The 16,329-nt window shown below is 65.2% G+C and carries 14 protein-coding genes; all 14 read right to left on the bottom strand.

The features are described 5' to 3' along the window. Positions 1 to 8: 8 nt before the first annotated feature. The 14 genes from AC0Z2B_RS26120 to AC0Z2B_RS26055 all read right to left on the bottom strand — a co-directional run bounded on the left by AC0Z2B_RS26120 (position 9) and on the right by AC0Z2B_RS26055 (position 16,290). Entirely contained in the window at positions 9 to 1,319 is a 1,311-nt protein-coding gene (locus AC0Z2B_RS26120; RefSeq protein ID WP_476300547.1) for a glycoside hydrolase 5 family protein, read from the bottom strand. Positions 1,320 to 1,325: 6 nt separating this feature from the next. Beyond that, on the bottom strand, positions 1,326 to 2,648 hold the full coding sequence (locus tag AC0Z2B_RS26115) for a hypothetical protein (RefSeq protein WP_476300545.1): 1,323 nt from the start codon (positions 2,646 to 2,648) through the stop codon (positions 1,326 to 1,328). After that, complete coding sequence (locus tag AC0Z2B_RS26110) at positions 2,617 to 3,864, bottom strand: glycosyltransferase family 4 protein (protein ID WP_416427193.1); 1,248 nt, start codon at positions 3,862 to 3,864, stop codon at positions 2,617 to 2,619. The genes AC0Z2B_RS26115 and AC0Z2B_RS26110 overlap by 32 nt, the downstream gene beginning before the upstream one ends. Beyond that, entirely contained in the window at positions 3,861 to 4,862 is a 1,002-nt protein-coding gene (locus tag AC0Z2B_RS26105; RefSeq protein WP_473004685.1) for a glycosyltransferase, read from the bottom strand. Before AC0Z2B_RS26105 ends, AC0Z2B_RS26110 begins: the two co-directional genes overlap by 4 nt. Positions 4,863 to 4,898: 36 nt before the next feature. After that, entirely contained in the window at positions 4,899 to 5,411 is a 513-nt protein-coding gene (rfaH, locus tag AC0Z2B_RS26100; RefSeq protein ID WP_476300542.1) for a transcription/translation regulatory transformer protein RfaH, read from the bottom strand. 70 nt (positions 5,412 to 5,481) lie between these two features. After that, positions 5,482 to 7,692 carry a polysaccharide biosynthesis tyrosine autokinase gene (locus AC0Z2B_RS26095; protein ID WP_476300540.1) on the bottom strand — a complete coding sequence of 737 codons (2,211 nt, stop codon included), beginning with the start codon at positions 7,690 to 7,692 and terminating at the stop codon, positions 5,482 to 5,484. Positions 7,693 to 7,694: 2 nt separating this feature from the next. After that, entirely contained in the window at positions 7,695 to 8,141 is a 447-nt protein-coding gene (locus AC0Z2B_RS26090) for a low molecular weight protein-tyrosine-phosphatase (protein WP_416427189.1), read from the bottom strand. Between the two features lie 7 nt (positions 8,142 to 8,148). After that, entirely contained in the window at positions 8,149 to 9,078 is a 930-nt protein-coding gene (locus AC0Z2B_RS26085; RefSeq protein WP_476300538.1) for a glycosyltransferase family 2 protein, read from the bottom strand. Continuing rightward, positions 9,075 to 10,592, bottom strand: coding sequence for an oligosaccharide flippase family protein (locus AC0Z2B_RS26080; RefSeq protein WP_476300536.1), 1,518 nt, complete (start codon positions 10,590 to 10,592; stop codon positions 9,075 to 9,077). The genes AC0Z2B_RS26085 and AC0Z2B_RS26080 overlap by 4 nt, the downstream gene beginning before the upstream one ends. Before the next feature lie 5 nt (positions 10,593 to 10,597). Beyond that, entirely contained in the window at positions 10,598 to 11,713 is a 1,116-nt protein-coding gene (locus AC0Z2B_RS26075; RefSeq protein WP_476300534.1) for a DegT/DnrJ/EryC1/StrS family aminotransferase, read from the bottom strand. Between the two features lie 48 nt (positions 11,714 to 11,761). Next, positions 11,762 to 12,532 carry a hypothetical protein gene (locus tag AC0Z2B_RS26070; RefSeq protein ID WP_476300533.1) on the bottom strand — a complete coding sequence of 257 codons (771 nt, stop codon included), beginning with the start codon at positions 12,530 to 12,532 and terminating at the stop codon, positions 11,762 to 11,764. 659 nt (positions 12,533 to 13,191) lie between these two features. Next, complete coding sequence (locus tag AC0Z2B_RS26065) at positions 13,192 to 13,992, bottom strand: carbon-nitrogen hydrolase family protein (RefSeq protein WP_476300532.1); 801 nt, start codon at positions 13,990 to 13,992, stop codon at positions 13,192 to 13,194. A gap of 10 nt (positions 13,993 to 14,002) precedes the next feature. Then, a complete protein-coding gene (locus AC0Z2B_RS26060; RefSeq protein WP_476300531.1) occupies positions 14,003 to 15,685 on the bottom strand; it encodes a flavin monoamine oxidase family protein in 1,683 nt (560 codons plus the stop codon). A 143-nt stretch (positions 15,686 to 15,828) separates the two neighbouring features. Then, positions 15,829 to 16,290, bottom strand: a complete 462-nt coding sequence (locus tag AC0Z2B_RS26055; RefSeq protein ID WP_416427480.1) for an Lrp/AsnC family transcriptional regulator — start codon at positions 16,288 to 16,290, stop codon at positions 15,829 to 15,831. Positions 16,291 to 16,329 lie beyond the last annotated feature (39 nt).

Genomic DNA, 16,329 nt, shown 5'->3' with positions numbered 1-16,329 from the left:
CTTGTCGCTCAGCGGGTGAACAGCCAACTGGCTGTGCCCAGGCTGATGATTCGGGGGAAAACGTCCAGCGTGATGACCGTGGTGCAGTGTTCTTCTTCGGCCTTGGGGCACTGCCATTGCCCCGAGGTGACCCGGCCACGCTCGGGGTGGCGGGTGTCCAGGGTCTGTACCGGGCCCTGCTGCCGGCCGTTGGCTTCGATCTTTACCTGGCGCGGCTGGCCGACGGTCCAGGCCACCAGCACCTGCTCGTCGCCCTTGGCGAAATTGAGCAGGTAGAGGTCACCGGCCTGCAGGCTCTTGAGGCTGTCGTAGCGGTACTGGGTGAGCACCGGGCTGATGGCCTTGAGCACGTTGTAGGCCGGCTTGGGCGCGAGGTTAGGGCGCAGCAGGCCGAAGTGGTGCTCGAATTCCTCCGCGTCGGTGCCGTCCTCGACCAGGTCGTACCACCACATGCCGCGGATGTTGGGCCGGGTCTTGGCCAGGAAGTAGGCGCGGGCCAGGTATTGGGCCTGGGTGTCTTCATCGATGCCGCATTTGCCGGTGTTGGTCGGCCAGCCCATCTCGGTCAGGTACAGCGGCACTGGCTTGCCGGCCAGGCGGGTCAGGCGCTGGTCCACCGCGGTCATCCACTGAATCCAGCCTTCCGGCGTCTTGCGCACGTCGCTCTCGCCGTAGCAGTGCACGTACGGGTGCAGGGACAGGCCGTCGACCCAGTCCGCGACGCCGCCCTGCACCAGCCGGTCGGCAAACCCTTCGTTGATGCCTGCAGTGGTGACGGCGCCGGCCAGCACCTTGGCCTTGGGGTCGTTCTGGCGGATCTGCCGGCTGGTCAGCTTGACCAGGGCCAGGTAGTCGTCACTCAGCCTGCGGTCGCCCGCGCCGGCCAGGTCCCACTCGTTCCACACCTCGTAGAGGTTCACCCGCCCGGCCATGGCGCGGGTGACGAAGTCCACGTAGCTGGCGAAGCCATTGCTGACCGCCGGGGTACGCGGCAGCGCGTTGTTCTCGTAGAACTGGTTGCCGTAGTCGAGGATCACCAGGTTGGCCATGCCCCGGCCAGTCCTGGCCGCGTCGTACTCGCGCCAGCTGGCGGGGAACTGCAACTGCCCCGGGGCCAGTTCCACGCGAGCCCAATACGCGTCCTCGCGCACCGAGTTGATGCCGGCTTCGCTGGCCAGCTGGAACTGGCGCGCCAGCAGCGGCGAGCCGTCCATCAAATGGGTGGTGGTACCGACGATGAACGGCTCGGCGGCTGCCACCACACCGGTGGTCATGGCGCCCTGGACGGCCAGGGCCAGATAGAGAGGCAGTCTTCGCATGATCGCTCACAGGGCTCGCATGGGCAGGGCAAGGGCTGGGGGTCGGAGTCTGGGCAGCGGGTTGGCGCGACGGGCTGCGGCAGGCATGGCCTTGCGGCGCAGGGCCACCGACACCGCGAAGCCCAGGAACAGTGCGGCGACCGAGGCTTCGGGCACGTCGGTGGTCCAGCTGACCAGGGTCAGGCAGAAGCACACGCTGACCAGCGCCCTGGACAGGCGCGTGCTCTTGTCACGCAGGCCGATCATCAGCGCGATCATCAGGCAGTACACCACCAGGCCCGCGGCACCGAAGGTGGCCCACAGGTACAGCGCGCTGTTGTCGGCCACCACCGGCGCGCTGGCGCTGTAGATGGGGAAGGCGCTTGCAGTGCTGCCGACCATGCCGAAGCCTGCGCCCAGCCAGGTCCAGCCCTGGCTCCACTGGTTGAACACCAGGTTCGGCCAGGTGTTCATCAGGCGGTCGTAGAACGACGCCAGCACGCCGCTCTGGGCCGAATCGGCGTTGGTGTCGAAAGTCATCATCAGACCCATCACCGGCAGGGCGATGCCCATGGCCACCACTATCGTGAAGATCACCCGGCAGGTCAGGCGGTGTTGCAGCAGGGGCAACATCAGCACGGTGCAGGCGTAGGCCACGGCGGTGGACTTGTTGGTGGTGAGGTAGATGGCCACCATGCAGGTCCCGAACATCAGCAGCTTGAGGATGTTGGAGCGCATGAAGGCGGTCAGGTACAGGCTGAAGACGGCGATCATCACCGACAGCACCGTGGACATGCGGGTGAAGCCGGCGATGCGGTCCACGCCGTTTTCATTCCAGCTCATGTTGGCGCTGACCTCGGTGTCGCCGATGCTGTAGCTGTAGCCCTTCCAGGGCACCGCGGTGTACTTGTCCAGGGCCAGGCCTGCCAGCGACGCCGCCAGGCACAGCAGCACCACCACCGCCAGCAGGCGCTTGCGGTGCTCCAGGTGCGTGCCGCACACCAGGGCGAACAGGAACGGGGCGTACATGTAGAAGGCGAAGCCGACGTTGTTCAGCGCCGCCCCGTGGAGCATGCCCAGCAGTGCCGCGCTGACCAACAGCAACAGGGTGATCCAGAAGCTGCGGCTGCCCTTGAACGTCAGCAGCTCCACGGCGAACAGCGCCAGGCAGGCGGCCTTGGGCAGGTACAGCAGCGCCGAGGCGCCGGCCTGGTCGAGGTAGAAGCGCAGGGCGCCGGAGAACGTCTCCACCACGATCAGGCTGATGGCCACCAGCACCACGATCAGCGACTTGCTGAGCGCGATGCGCGGTGCGCGGCTAGAGCGATTCGGAGGCAGGCTGGTTTGCATGATGGGCGCCTCGGTTCTGGTAGACCTGGAAGAACAGCTGTTGGTAACTGTCGAGCATGCGATCGATGTCCAGCAGGGGCGCCACGCTGGCCCGCGCCTGGCCGGCCAGTTGCCGGCGCAGCTCGGGCTGGCGGTACAGGCGCAGCATGGCCAGGCCCAGCGAGTCGGGCTCGTCGGGGTTGCACAGCAGGCCGTTGATGCCTTCGCGGATGATCTCCGGCAGGCCGCCGCGGTGGCTGGCGATCACCGGCACCGAGTGCGCGCAGGCTTCCACCGCGACCAGGCCGAAGGGCTCGTGCCACAGGGACGGCACCAGGGCGACGTCGATCTGCCGGTAGAAGCTCTCGGGCGACTGGTAGCCCACCAGGTGAATATTCTCGGCATCGCCGATCAGCTGGCGCAGCTCGCGCTCGTAGTCCTGTTGCCCGCGCCCGGCGATCTGCAGGGTGGCGTTGAACGGCAGGCGCTTGAACTGCTCGATCATCCAGCGCACGCCCTTGTGGTCCGACAGCGTGCCCAGGAAGCCGAAGCGCAGCGGCTCGCTGTGGGCCAGGCGGCCCTTGGGCCAGTGCGGCATGACTTCTTCCACCCGCGGGCTGGCGTTATAGATCACGTGGGACGAGGCGTTGCGGAAGAACCGCGCGTTGTGCAGGCGGTCGAGCAGGAAGTGACTTACGCCCACCACCGCGTCCACCTGCGCCGAACGTTCGGCGTGGCCCTGGCGCAAGGTCTGGCACAGGGTGCAGGGGCCGTTGCAGCATTGGCGCTTCTTGAACATCAGGCTGCCGGGGCACAGCAGGTACATGTCGTGCAGCACCTGCACGATCGGCACGTCGGCCTTGGCGATTTCATCCCACACCGCCACCGACCAGCCACCCAGGTTGTGGCACACCACCAGGTCGATGCTTTCCTGCTGCATCACCTGCCGCACATAGGCACGCATGCCCATGTTGTAGCGGTCGCGCAGGTGCCAGCCCAGGCGCGCCAGGGCATTGGGGCGCTGGTCGCTGAAGTGCCAGTAGGTGTTGAGCACGCCGGCGCGGTACACCTTCACGCCCTTGACCTGATCCTCGACCAGGCCGGCCGCGGCGCCGGTGGTCAGCACGCACACGCTCATGCCGCGCCGGTGTAACCCTTCGACCGTGCGTTGCAGCACGATTTCAGCGCCGCCGCCAATGTTTGGCGAGTACAGGCTGGAAAGGAAGAGCACGTTCATAGCGGGAACAACTTGTTGAGGCCAAGGCGGCCGGCCTCGCCATCGGCGATGGCCTGCTGCAGCAGGGCGAAGCGGGCGTGGGTGCCACGGCGCCAGGCCACCAGGTGCAGCAGGGTCATGAATACGGCGCGGTTGAGGCTGTACATCCAGCCCCAGCGGGCCCACACGAACTTGTCGAACCAGGCCTGGTTGCGGGCGGTGTAGTAGGCGCGCAGGTCGGAATCGCCGAGCAGGAACGCCTCGTAGATGTTGCCGGTGCGGGCCTTGATGTTCCACGAGTGCTCCAGGTCTTCGAGCTGGGCGTCGGTGACCAGGAAAATGTGCCCGCCGCTGGCGGTGATGCGCCGGGTGTATTCGGTGTCGTCGGCGTACAGGATCATGTCGGTGCGCGGCAGGCCGATGTTCTCGTACATGGCGCGGTGGCCCAGCAGGCCGCCATAGGTGGCGAACGGCAGCTTCACCAGGCTGTGGTGCAGGCTGTCGGCGTGGGGCTTGCCCCAGGGCAGGCGCCGCCACAGCTTGTAGGGCAGCTGGGCGATGTGGAAGCCGAAGCAGCTGGAGCGGTGCGGGAAGGCGAAGCGCCGTGGCACGCCGGCGGCGATGTCGGCCTGGTGGGTAGGGCGGAAGCCCTGCACGGCTACCTGGGCGCGGCCCAGCTTGCGCGAGCACTCGGCCAGGCGTTGATGCAGCAGTTCGATGGCGCCGGGGGTTGGCGCGTTGTCGTCGTCCATCAACCAGATGTATTCGGCGCCAGCCTGCAACGCGGCGTTGATGCCCACGGCGTAGCCGTTGGCCGAGCCGGTGTTGCTGGGCAGGTCGATGATCTGCACCTGGACGGGCCAGCGGCGCAGCAGTTGGCCCAGGTCGGCGCTGGCGGCGTTGTTGACCACGATCACCTGGGCGATCTCGGCGCAGGCCAGCGAACGTTCAATCAGCGTTGTCAGGTAGTGAAGCCGGTCCCCGTAGGTCAGGGTGACCAGGGTGGTAGTCGCAAGCATGGCGGATCCCCCTCTTGTTGTTTGGCTGGCGCAGGTTCAGCAGGCTGGCAGGGCCACGCGCGACAGGCTGCTCTTGGGCAGGCTGACGCGCTGTTCGCGTTGCAGCAGGTTGAGCAGGATCACCGCCCGTTCCTGGCCGTCGTCGCTGAGGAAAATGGCCTGGATCTCGCTGTTGCCGGTGCGCACCATCACGGCCTCGCCCTGGTTGAAGCTGGGCGCCGGTTGCGGCGCGGCCAGGCGTTGGCGGATCTGCGCGATCAGGCTGGCGGGCACCGGGCAGGGCGCGCCGCCGAAGGCCACGATGCGGCAGACGCCACGGGTGGAGCGAATCGGGTACCAGCTGTCGCCGTCTTCCAGGCGAATGAACAGGTAACCGGGGAACAGCTCTTCCTCGACGGCCTTGCGTGCCTTGCGGGCGCTGTCGGGGTTGGCCTTGAGCGGGCGAAAACACTCGAACTGCTGACGAATCAGGTGTTCTTCGGCACGACCTTCCTGGCGTGGCTTGGTCTGGATCAGGTACCAATTGGAACTGTCAGTGAAGTGGCTCATGGTGCTGTTCTCGCTTGCCCCCCGGCGGTGGCGCGGGGGGTGTCAAAGGCCTGGGGTCATGGCTGGCCGGTCACTTCTTGGAGGGGCCGTAGTTGTAGGCAGAGCAGTCGTATTCGGCCGTGGCAGCCTTGCGTTGGATGCCGTTGAAAATGGCGCCCTTGACCAGCACGCCGTTCTGCGCGAGGCGGCGCTTGGCGCTTTCCACTTCCTTGATCGAGCTTTTGCCGAAGCGCGCCACCAGCAGCGTGGTGCCCGCCTGGCGGCCCACCAGGGCGGCGTCGGTGACGGCCATGATCGGCGGGGTGTCGATGATCACCAGGTCGTACTTGGGCGACAGCTCGCGCAGCAGCTTGTGGAAGTTGTCGTGCATCAGCAGTTCGGACGGGTTGGGCGCCGCGAAGCCGCAGGAGATGAAGTGCAGGTTGTCCACCGCGGTGGCGTTGATCACCTCGCGATTGCTCAGGCGTGCGGCCAGGGCATCCGACAGGCCGTGGCGCGGTTGCAGGCCCAGCACTTTATGCAGGTAGCCCTTGCGCATGTCGGCGTCGATCAGCAGCACCTTCTTCCCGGTCTGGGCGATGATCACCGCCAGGTTGGCGCTGACGAACGACTTGCCCACCGCCGGGCTGGGGCTGGAGATCATCAGCACGTTGTTGCGCGCCTCGAGCATGGCGAAGTGCAGGCTGGTGCGCAGGCTGCGCAGCGATTCGACCGCCAGCTCGGTGGGTTCGGCGACGCTCAGCAGCTTGGCGTCGACGCCGCCGCTGCGTGGCTGGCGGCCCTTGTTCAGGCGTTCCTGCAGGCGCGACAGTGGCACCGAGGCGTACACCGGGATGCCCAGGTTCTCGATGTCGTCGGGGTTGACGATGCCGCGGTCGAAGGCCTGGCGAATGAAGATGATGGCCACGGCCACCAGCCCGCCCAGCAGCACCGAGAGCAGCACGATCAGCTTGCGCATCGGCTTCACCGGTTCTTCGACGTTGGCGTCGGCCTTGTCGATGATGCGCACGTTGCCGATGTTGCCGGCGCGGATGATGTCCTGTTCCTGGGTCTTGTTCAGCAGTTGGGTGTAGGTCTGGTTGGTGACCTGTTGCTCGCGGGTCAGGCGCAGCAGTTCCTGCTGGGTTTCAGGCAGCACGCGGACCTTGGCCTGCATGGCGGCTTTCTGTGCTTCCAGCTGGTTGATCTGGTTGGTCAGCGCCACCTGGGTGGGGTGCTGGCGGGTGTACAGGCGGTCCAGGTCAGGGCGTTTGAGCTTGAGCTCGGAAATGGTGTTGTCCACCGACACCACCTGGTTGAGCAGGGCGGTGGTTTCCTGGCTGATGTCCACCGACTTGCTGCGCATCTGGTAGTCATGCAGGGCGTCTTCGGCCTTGGTCAGTTCGCCACGCACGATGGGCAGCTGCGAGCGCAGGAACTGCAGGCGCTGTTCGGCTTCGGCCGAGGTGCGCTGCATGTTCTGTTGCAGGTACAGGCGGCTGACGTCGTTGAGCACGGTGTTCGCCTGGACCGGATCAGGGTCTTCCAGCGACAGGTAGACGATGCCCGAGTCCTTGCCGGCTTCCACCACCTTCAGCTTGTTCTGGTAGGCCAGCTGGGTCACCAGGGCGCGGTTGCGCGCCAGGTTGAACTCGGTACCCGGGCGGGCTTGCAGGGTGTCGACCTTCAGGCTGATGTCGCCGGCGCTGGCCAGCACGCCGACCTTGCCGGTGAGCAGCAGGTTGTCGTCGCTGTCGAGCACGCGGTATTGGCCGTTGTCACCGGCCACCAGGGTCATTTTCTTGCCCAGCAGGCTGTCCGGCACTTCCAGGGTGGACACGGCGATCTTCTCGCCGCCCCAGGCGAAGCTGTCCAGGCCCAGCACTGGCGCGGCCACTGGCTGTTCTGCGGTTGGCTTGAAGTGACGGGCCATGTAGCCGCCGATGCCAGGTACCCGCTTGGGCTGCTGGACGATGTCCAGGTTCAGCTCGCTGACCACCTGGCCCAGCACCGAGCGCGAACGAATCAGTTCGATCTCGGCGGTGGCCTGGGACACGGCGTTGGGCTTGGTATTGATCTCCGGGGTGGCGTCCAGGCCCACGCGCTTGGGCTCGATCTGGATCATCACGTTGGCCTGGTAGATCGGCGTGGCCAGGATGGCGAACGCCAGGCCGGCCACGGCGAAGCTGCCGACCACGGAGGCGATCAGGCGCTTGTGGTCGAACAGGGTGCGCAGGATGGTGGCCAGGTCCAGCTGAGTATCCTGGTAGTACTCCAGTGAAGAGCGGCTCATTGCAGTCATTTTTATTGGTCCTCGATACTCAGGTAGGGCATCCAGTCATCGACGCAGCGCGACAAGTGCGTGTAGGTCTGTTGAAAGGCGTTCTTGGGGCGACGGTAGGGGTCGGCGATCTGCAGGTCGTTCTGCCACTTGCCGATCAGGAACGCCTTGCCCCGTACTTCGGGGGCCAGGCGTACAACGCGGTGCAGTTGTTCGTGTTCCATCAGCAGCACCAGGTCGGCCCAGTGCAGCAGTTCGGGGGTGACCTGGCAGGCGCGGTGGTCGCCGCCCTTGATGCGGTTCTGCTTGAGCACGGCCCGGGCCTCGACGTCCATGTGCGCGCCGTTGTGGGCCTGCACGCCCGCCGAGTTCACCGCCAGGCGCCCAGCCACCCGGTGGCGCAGCAGGGCGGCGGCCATGGGGCTGCGGCAGATGTTGCCGACGCAGACAAACAGGACGTTGCTGAACATGGCCGTCTCAGCCCCGCGCCGTGGACGCGGTGAGGCGCCGGAACAGGTTGACGCTGATGTTGCGGGCCATCAGCGCCAGGGCCAGCAGCTTCTTCACCGGCGAGATGGCCGACAGCGACAGCCCGAACACCTGCACCAGGCAGTGCTCGTACAGCGGCTGGTTGCCGATGCGGAAGTAGTAGTTGGCCAGCGCGCCGTAGGTGTTGAGGGTCATCTGCAGCTTCTTCTTGTCCGAGCGCATGGAGAACACGCCACCGCTGTGCACCCGGTAGGCCGCCGGGGCGATGTCGCCCAGGTACTTGCCCTTGCCGTGGGCACCCAGCAGGCACCACCACACCAGGTCATTGAGCGGTGCGCCGCGCAGCTCGCGGGGCATGTCGTGCAGCACGTTGCGGAAGCAGGTGGTGAGGGTGGAAATGGGCCGGCCCTTCATCAGCTCCAGGCCGGTGGCGTCGCTCTGGCCCTTGCCTTGCAATTGGATGCCCTGCAGACCCTGGTCGCTGAAGGCCATGGCGTCGTGGTAGGTCAGCACGTAGTCCAGGTGGGCTTCCAGGAAGTCGACCTGCTTCTGCAGCTTGAAGGGGTCGGTCCAGTAGTCGTCGCCCTCGCAGAAGGCGATGTACTTGCCGCGCGACAGGCGGAACAGCCCGGGGCAGGGGTGGTTGCCCTGCTGGTACTGGTTCTCGCTTTGCAGCAGCGCGCGGATGATGGTCGGGTAGCGCTTGGCGTACTCGCTGACGATGGCCGCGGTGCCGTCCGTGGAGCAGTCATCGTTGATGACGATCTCGAAGGGGAAATTGGTCTGCTGGGCCAGGAAGCTGTCCAGGGTCTGGGCCACGAAACGCTCGTGGTTGTAGGTTGGGCAGACGATGCTCAGCAGCGGGTCGCGAGCAGGGCCCCAGTTTTTCATGATGTCGCTTTCGAGTCTGCTGTTCATCGTTGCGTGCTCGGTTTGTTGAAGATCAGGAACGCCCGTTGCAGCCAGGGGCGGTAGCTGCCGGCCACCAGCAGCAGGGTGACCAGCCCACACAGGGCCAGGGCGAAAAAGGTCTGCAGGCGGTTGTCACCGACCAGGGCGTTGACCAGCGGTTGGGTCAGGGCCACGCCCAGGGCGCTCATCAGGCTGATGCGCAGCACGTCCAGCAGCCACGACCGCTGGATGCCAGGGGCCAGGCGCCGGTGGATGAAGGCCGGCCACACCGCGAAGGCCACCAGGCGCAGCACGAACCAGGCGACTGCGGCGCCCAGGGCGCCCTGGTAATGCACGGCCAGCATCAGCACCGGCACGGTGACCGCCACCGACACCAGGCTGTAGCGCAGGTGCAGGTGCATGCGGCCATGGGCGTATTGCAGGTAGAACTGAAAACCGCTGAGGCAGAGGATGGCGCTGCCCAGTGCGTACCAGAACAGGATCGGCGCCACCCAGTTGGCGGCCTCGCGGTCGCCGCTCCAGGCGTAGATCAGCGCCCCGCCGTGCAGGGCCACCACCACGCCCAGGGGCACGATGAAGGTGGCGACGAAGCGGTGCGCGGCCAGGTACAGCTGCTGCATGTCGGCTTCGCGGCCCTGGGCCATCAGCGCGGTCATGCGCGGCAGCAGGGTCTGTACCAGCGGGTTGATCAGCATCAGGATGCCGGTGCTGACCAGCGCCACCAGCGAGAAGTAGCCATAGTCCTTCAGGGACAGGGCCGACGACAGCAGCACCTTGTCCAGTTGCGTCAGCAGAATCCACAACACGGCGGCGACCGACAGGCTGGCGGCGAACGGCAGCACCGGCTTGACCAGCGCCCAGTTGAAACCGCTGGCCAGCCGTGGCGGTGGCAGGCGGCGCCAGGCCTTGGCGGCGAACAGCAGCGCTTCGAACACACCCACCGCCGCCTGGAAGACGAAGAACACCACCGGGTCCTGGGACACCCAGGCCACCAGCGCCAGGCCGCCGAAGTAGCGAAGGGTGGCGACCGCGACGTTGGCACCGTTGAGCCAGGCGTGCAGTTCCAGGCCTTGCAGGCCGCTCTTGTACAGGGTGGCGTAGAGCCGGCAGGCCACTTGCGGGCCCATCAGCGCCACGCACAACGCCAGGGTGTGCGGGGCCAGGTGCTGGGCGTTCAACCATTCGCCGGCGATCCACGGGCTGGCCAGCCAGGTGCCCAGCACGCACAGCAGCGCCAGGGGCAGGAAGATCAGCTCGAAGGAGCGCAACAACCAGCCGGCCAGGTGCTGTTCACGTGCAGCGCCTTGATGGTGGGCGACCTCGCGTACCAGCGACGGCGACATGCCGGCGTCCAGCAGCGTCAGCCAGGCTTGCAGCACGGTGTAGAAACCGATCACCCCGTACACCTCGGCGCCCAGGTGGCGCAGGTAGAACGGCATGATCAGTATCCCCACCAGCAGCGCATAGGCCTGGCCCAGGTAGCTGATCGTGGTGTTGTGCACCACCGAGCGCTTGGTCATCGCCGTTATACCGCGTGGGCCAGCGACGCATCCTGCGGCTGCGCCTGGTCGCGCTGGCGCAGCAGGGTGTCGATGACCTGGTCCTGGGTGGCACGCTCCAGGCCCGGGTAGATCGGCAGGCACAGGATGCGTTGGCTAAGGCCGCGCGAGTGTGGCTGGGCGGCCTGGGGCTGCAGGTAGTCCAGGGTGTCCAGCGACGGGTAGAAGTAGCGCCGTGGGTTGATGCCCTGGGCCTGCAGCGCGTCGCGCACTGCCAGCGCCTCGGCCTGGTTCTGCAGGCCTACCGGGAAGTAGCTGTAGTTGATGTCGTTGTCGTCGTCGATGCCTTGCAGGTCGACGTGGCCGCGCAGCTTCTCCTCGTAGTAGTGGCCCATCTCGGCGCGCTGCTCGAAGATGTGCGCGATGTCGTCCAGCACGCACAGGCCCATGGCCGAGGAGAATTCGTTGAGCTTGGCGTTGGTGCCCAGGCCCTCGATGCGGTCCACGCCGGTGATGCCGAAGTTGCACAGCTTGCGGATTTCGCGGGCCAGGTCATCGTCCTGGGTGACGATGGCGCCGCCCTCGATGGTGTGGAACAGCTTGGTGGCGTGGAAGCTCAGGGTGCTGGCGTCGCCCCAGTTGAACACCGACTGCCCGGCGTGGCGCACGCCGAAGGCATGGGCGCCGTCGTACACCACCTTGAGGTTGCGGCGCTTGGCGATGGCGTCGATGCCTTCCACGTCGCAGGGGTTGCCGAACACGTGGGTGGCGACGATGGCGCTGGTGTCGGAGCCGATGCGCGACTCGATCTGCTCGGGGTCGATGTTCCAGGTGCGCGGGTCGATGTCGCCGAACACCGGGCGGATGCCTTCCCATTGCAGGGTGCTGCTGGTGGCTACGAAGCTGAACGGCGTGGTCACGGCGCTGCCGCTCAGGCCCAGGGCGCGGTAGGCCACTTGCAGGGCCAGGGTGCCGTTGTTGGTGAGGATCAGGTTGCGCACGCCCAGGAACTCTTTCAGGCGCTCTTCCAGCTCGCAGCACAGTGGGCCGTGGTTGGTCATCCAGTGCGAGGCGTAGATCAGGTCCACGTACGCCTTGAACTTGTCGATGTTGCCCAGATAGGACTTGGTCACGTTAATCATGGAATTCTCCCGGCAAGGGCCACCCAAGGTGGCAGCGTCAAGGCGTACTCAGGACAGTGGGGTATCGGTGCGCGCTACAACTTTGCGAGCGCGATGCTGGTTCAGCTTCAATATCAACCGCGTTACCAGGCTGCCGGCATGGGGGTCGCCGAAGTGGAATAACGCCGTGGCACGGCGGAACGCCGGGTCACACGGTTGGTTGGCATGCAGAGAGCGATAACCCCAAAAGAAATACACGTTGCCGGGGACAACTCTCAATGTGCTTGGTTTTAGTATTTTTCGATCAATACAAGCACTTATGAACTTTCTGCAAAGTGCATTCTGGAATAATGTTTTTTCCAGTACATTTACCAGCACCCATGAGCGCACCTTGCGCAGGTTGGGGAACAGGATCAGGTCGCCGCGCTCTTCGCCCTGGTCGGGGGTGAAGATGGGAACCAGCATGGTCACCAGGGTGGCGTCGTAGTGGAACGCGTTGGATTCCTTGCGTCCGGTGCCGCCCTGCACGCAACGCAGCACCGGGAAGATCTCGTCGCTGGCAGCCTCGCGGCCGGTGCCCTGGGCGTGCAGGCGGGCCAGCATGGCCTTGAATTCCGGGGACTTGCCCAGGGCCGCCAGGGCACTGCCGGCCAGCGCCGGGTAGCCGTGGTAGGCGAAGTACTGGTTGTTGTGGCGCGCGGCCTGCTGCTCGACGTAGGCGCGCAGTTGGTTCAAGCCGTCCTCGGTCAAGGCGCCCTCCAGGGTGGCATGCCCCTGGGTGTTCATGTCATTGACCAAGCGGGCCGAGGTGGCTTCATCGATATGGATCAGTGGCGACATGGCAACAAACTCGCTGCGGTTTTTATTAGGAAGGTCGCGAAGGCGGGACAACGACGCTTTTATTGTTTTGCAACTTTCGGTGGGCAAAGCTACCGCCCGGTCCGACACTTACGGCCCACTCGAAAAACGTTTTATTTGGACAAAGCTACCGCCCGCTCGTGAAAACAAGCTTGTTGCACAGTGCGTTGTCAAAACCCATACGGACCCGCGAAAAGGCGAGTCAAGGCAATTAAGGTTAAGTGTTGGCAGGACTACACAAAGTACTTCAGGACTGCTGCCTGGCCGTACTCTTCGGTGCGGCTCTCCCACAACTTTTTGGCGGTGGGTGAAGAGATATATCGACCGTCTTCAACAGGCTGTCAATGGCTTTTGTCAAAAAATGCGCCCGGCCGGTAAAATCGGTGGGTAGGGCTGGTTAACTTATTGATATGTATAGAGGTAGGAAAGTTGACGCTGGCGTTTTGCTGGCTTTTTCACCGATTCATGGCGCTTTGCCCTGTTTTCCCCAACTTCGGGGGGCGCCACCCGTGTATTTGCTGGGGGCGGCGTGCCATCTGGCTTGCAGGGCATTGGGGGCGGGCGCCAGCGACGGATTATTTACCGACGCCAAAAAAACGAAAGCCCTCGGAATGAGGGCTGGGCACTTGGCGGTATATTGACTACTGCGCGCTGATTGGACGGTACAACTCGGGGCGTCGATCCTGGCGATAATCATTGGCCTGGCGTGCATTTGACAATGCCTCCCTATCGAGCAGCGCATGGCTCAGCGCCGGGCCTGCGCCGGCATCGGCCAGGCGTGTGCCCTCGGGGCCAACGATGCTGCTCATGCCGCAATAGCGCAGGGAACCCTCGGCGCCACAGTAGTTGGCGTAGACCACGAAGCACTGGTTTTCGAACGCGCGGCTGCGCACTGTCACGTCGGCGATAAACTCGAATGGCAGCATATTGGCGGTGGGTACCAGTATCAATTCGGCCCCACCCAGAGCCAGTCTTCTGGCGTTCTCGGGGAATTCGATGTCGTAGCAGATCAATACGCCGACTCGCCAGCCGTCCAGGTCCACCACCGGGTAGTGGTCGCCACCGGGGCTGAACAGCGCGCGGTCGAGCTCGCCGAACAGGTGGGTCTTGCGGTAATTGAGCCGGCTGTTGCCGCGGCCGTCGAACAACTGCACGCTATTGTACAGCTGGCCATCGGCGCCACGTTCCGGGTAGCCGTAGGCGATGGCCATGCCATGGGCCTCGGCGATGCCGGCAATGACATGGGCCGACGGGCCGTTGGCGGCTTCAGCCAGGCGTTGCACGGCCGCCACGCCGATGTCGTAGCCGGTCAGGAACATCTCCGGGAATACCAGCAGCTGCACACCCAGCGCCTTGGCGGCGCGCACCTGGGCCTGCAGGCGGGCCAGGTTGTCGATCACGGCCAGCGGCTGCGGCGTGCATTGGCACAAGGCTACATGCATGGGGCGCTCCTTATTCGGCGAGGGCGATGGGGCCGATTTCATCGAACACGTCGCCCGGCCCCGGGTTATCCGCGTGGCAGTGCCCGCCGAAGTGTTTCATGATGCCCCACACCGCATTGAGCGAGGTCTGCACCGCGCCTTCCACCCACGCTGGGGTCCAGGACACGTCGTCGCCGGCGATGAAAATGCCCCGGTGCTCGTCCGCCATGTCCTGCTGCATGAAGTGCGCGTACATGCGCTGGTTATAGCGGTAGTGGCCGGGCAGTGCGCCCTTGAACGCGCCGAGGAAGTGCGGGTCGGCTTCCCAGGAGACGGTGATGGGGTCGCCGATGATATGCCCGGCGATGTCGACGTCGGGGTAGATCTTCTTCAGGGCGTCCAGCGCCAGCTTCACGCGTTTTTCCACCGGGTGCGGAAGCATCTTCAGCGCATCGCTCATCCACGAGTACGACAGGCAGATCACCCCCGGCTTGTCGTCGCCGTGGTCGAACAGATAGGTGCCGCGGGTGAGGCGGTCGGTCAGGGTCATGCTCATCAGGTCGCGGCCGGTCACCGGGTGCTTGTCCTTCCAGAACGGCCGGTCGACCATCACGAAGGTCTTCGACGCCTGCATGTAGCGGGTGCGGTCCAGGGCCATCCACATCTTCTGCGAGAACAGCGACTCCTCGCATTCGATCTGCGTGGTCAGCAGCCAGCTCTGGCAGGTGGCGAGCACTGCCGCGTAATGGCGGGTGTCACCCCAGTTGTCGGTGACGGCGAAGCGGCCGTCCGGGTCGCGGGCAATCTTCTTCACCCCCGAGCGTGGCGCGCCGTGGTGCAACGAGCTGAGGCTGGTACCGGCAGGCCAGTGCGCGCATTTTTCCGGCACATGGCGCCAGATGCCCAGGGGCACCTGCTCCACGCCACCCACCACCAGGTGCTGGTGGTCGTCGCAGTTGGTCATCACCACGCGGAAGATTTCCAGCATCGAGTTGGGGAAGTCGGAGTCCCAGCCGCCGGTGCCGAAGCCCACCTGGCCGAACACCTCGCGGTGGTGGAACGACAGCTTGGCGAACGCCTTGGAGGTGGCGACGAAATCGTAGAAGGTGCGGTCGTCCCACAGCGGAACCAGGGTGTTCCACAGGCTTTTCAGGCGCGGCACGTCGCGGTCGCGGATGGCCTGCTGGATCTCGCTGAACTGCGAGCCGGCCTCCAGGGCGTCGGCCCAGGCGTCGGCGACCTCCTGGAACAGCGCCGGCAGGTCGGCGATGCTGCGGGCGTAGTGGGTCTGGCCCTCGATGTCGATGACGGTGCTGCCGGAGGCGGCGGTCAGCGGGTTGGGGAACGGACGGGTTTCCAGCCCCAGCTTGTCCACGTAATGGTAGAACGCCGTGGAGGACACCGGGAAGCGCATGCCACCCAGCTCGGCAACGATGCCCTGGGTGCCCTCGAACGTTTGCGAGCGCAGCCGGCCGCCCATTTTCGAGGCTTCGTACAGCACCGGCTTGAGGCCCAGCTTCATCAATTCGTACGCCGCCACCAGCCCGGCGATGCCCGCACCGACAATGGCCACCTCGGCCCCGTGGTGCTCGGCGGGGATCACACCCAGGCCGGCCGGGTGCTCGATCCAGTCGTCGAAGGCGAAGGGAAAGTCCGGGCCGAAGATGGTGATCGGCTTCTTGCCGTCGGCGGGGTGGCGGGTGTGCTGAGTCATGGTCGACCTTATGGGCGGCTACTGAGCGGATCTTTCAGTATAGGAAAGGGATGCCAGCCATTTTAGGGAGCGGTCGTGTCGTAATTAAGGCGCAGAGTGTCGTCGTAATGACGTGATTCGCTGCAATATGACGAAAGCGATGATCAGACTGGTTGCCCGCGGTCGACCTTGCTGCTGAGAATGATCGACGTAGTGGTTTTTTCCACCCCGTCGACGCTGCCGATCTGATCGAGCAATTGATCCAGTTGCTCCGGCGAGTCGGTGCGCAGCCAGGCCACGTAGTCGAACTCGCCACTCACCGCGCACAGCTGTTGCACCTGGCCCATGGCGCTGAGGCGGCGCACCACCTCCTTGCCCGAGCGCGGCTGCACGGTGATGCCCACGTAGGCCTGCAGGCCGCCGTCGGCCAGGCGCTGGCCCAGGCGCACGCCGTAGCCGGTGATGACCTTGCCTTTTTCCAGGCGCGCCAGGCGCGAGGTCACCGTGGTGCGGGCGATGCCCAGCTGGCGAGCGAGCACGGCCACGCTTTCGCGGGCGTTGATCTGCAGGGCAGCGATCAGCTTGCGGTCGATTTCGTCGAGGGGGAGGGTGCGCAGGTCGGTCATGTTGTAGTGGCGGATATGCCATCCATACTGGCTTGAATG

The organism is Pseudomonas sp. GYB4201 (assembly GCF_056312595.1).
This window is presented reverse-complemented; position numbering and strand designations above follow the sequence as displayed.

Bases quoted from the DNA above. Each gene is read 5' to 3' on its own strand.
- AC0Z2B_RS26120 (WP_476300547.1), bottom strand. From the start codon at position 1,319: ATGCGAAGACTGCCTCTCTATCTGGCCCTGGCCGTCCAGGGCGCCATG.
- AC0Z2B_RS26115 (WP_476300545.1), bottom strand. From the start codon at position 2,648: ATGCAAACCAGCCTGCCTCCGAATCGCTCTAGCCGCGCACCGCGCATC.
- AC0Z2B_RS26110 (WP_416427193.1), bottom strand. From the start codon at position 3,864: ATGAACGTGCTCTTCCTTTCCAGCCTGTACTCGCCAAACATTGGCGGC.
- AC0Z2B_RS26105 (WP_473004685.1), bottom strand. From the start codon at position 4,862: ATGCTTGCGACTACCACCCTGGTCACCCTGACCTACGGGGACCGGCTT.
- rfaH (WP_476300542.1), bottom strand. From the start codon at position 5,411: ATGAGCCACTTCACTGACAGTTCCAATTGGTACCTGATCCAGACCAAG.
- AC0Z2B_RS26095 (WP_476300540.1), bottom strand. From the start codon at position 7,692: ATGACTGCAATGAGCCGCTCTTCACTGGAGTACTACCAGGATACTCAG.
- AC0Z2B_RS26090 (WP_416427189.1), bottom strand. From the start codon at position 8,141: ATGTTCAGCAACGTCCTGTTTGTCTGCGTCGGCAACATCTGCCGCAGC.
- AC0Z2B_RS26085 (WP_476300538.1), bottom strand. From the start codon at position 9,078: ATGAACAGCAGACTCGAAAGCGACATCATGAAAAACTGGGGCCCTGCT.
- AC0Z2B_RS26080 (WP_476300536.1), bottom strand. From the start codon at position 10,592: ATGACCAAGCGCTCGGTGGTGCACAACACCACGATCAGCTACCTGGGC.
- AC0Z2B_RS26075 (WP_476300534.1), bottom strand. From the start codon at position 11,713: ATGATTAACGTGACCAAGTCCTATCTGGGCAACATCGACAAGTTCAAG.
- AC0Z2B_RS26070 (WP_476300533.1), bottom strand. From the start codon at position 12,532: ATGTCGCCACTGATCCATATCGATGAAGCCACCTCGGCCCGCTTGGTC.
- AC0Z2B_RS26065 (WP_476300532.1), bottom strand. From the start codon at position 13,992: ATGCATGTAGCCTTGTGCCAATGCACGCCGCAGCCGCTGGCCGTGATC.
- AC0Z2B_RS26060 (WP_476300531.1), bottom strand. From the start codon at position 15,685: ATGACTCAGCACACCCGCCACCCCGCCGACGGCAAGAAGCCGATCACC.
- AC0Z2B_RS26055 (WP_416427480.1), bottom strand. From the start codon at position 16,290: ATGACCGACCTGCGCACCCTCCCCCTCGACGAAATCGACCGCAAGCTG.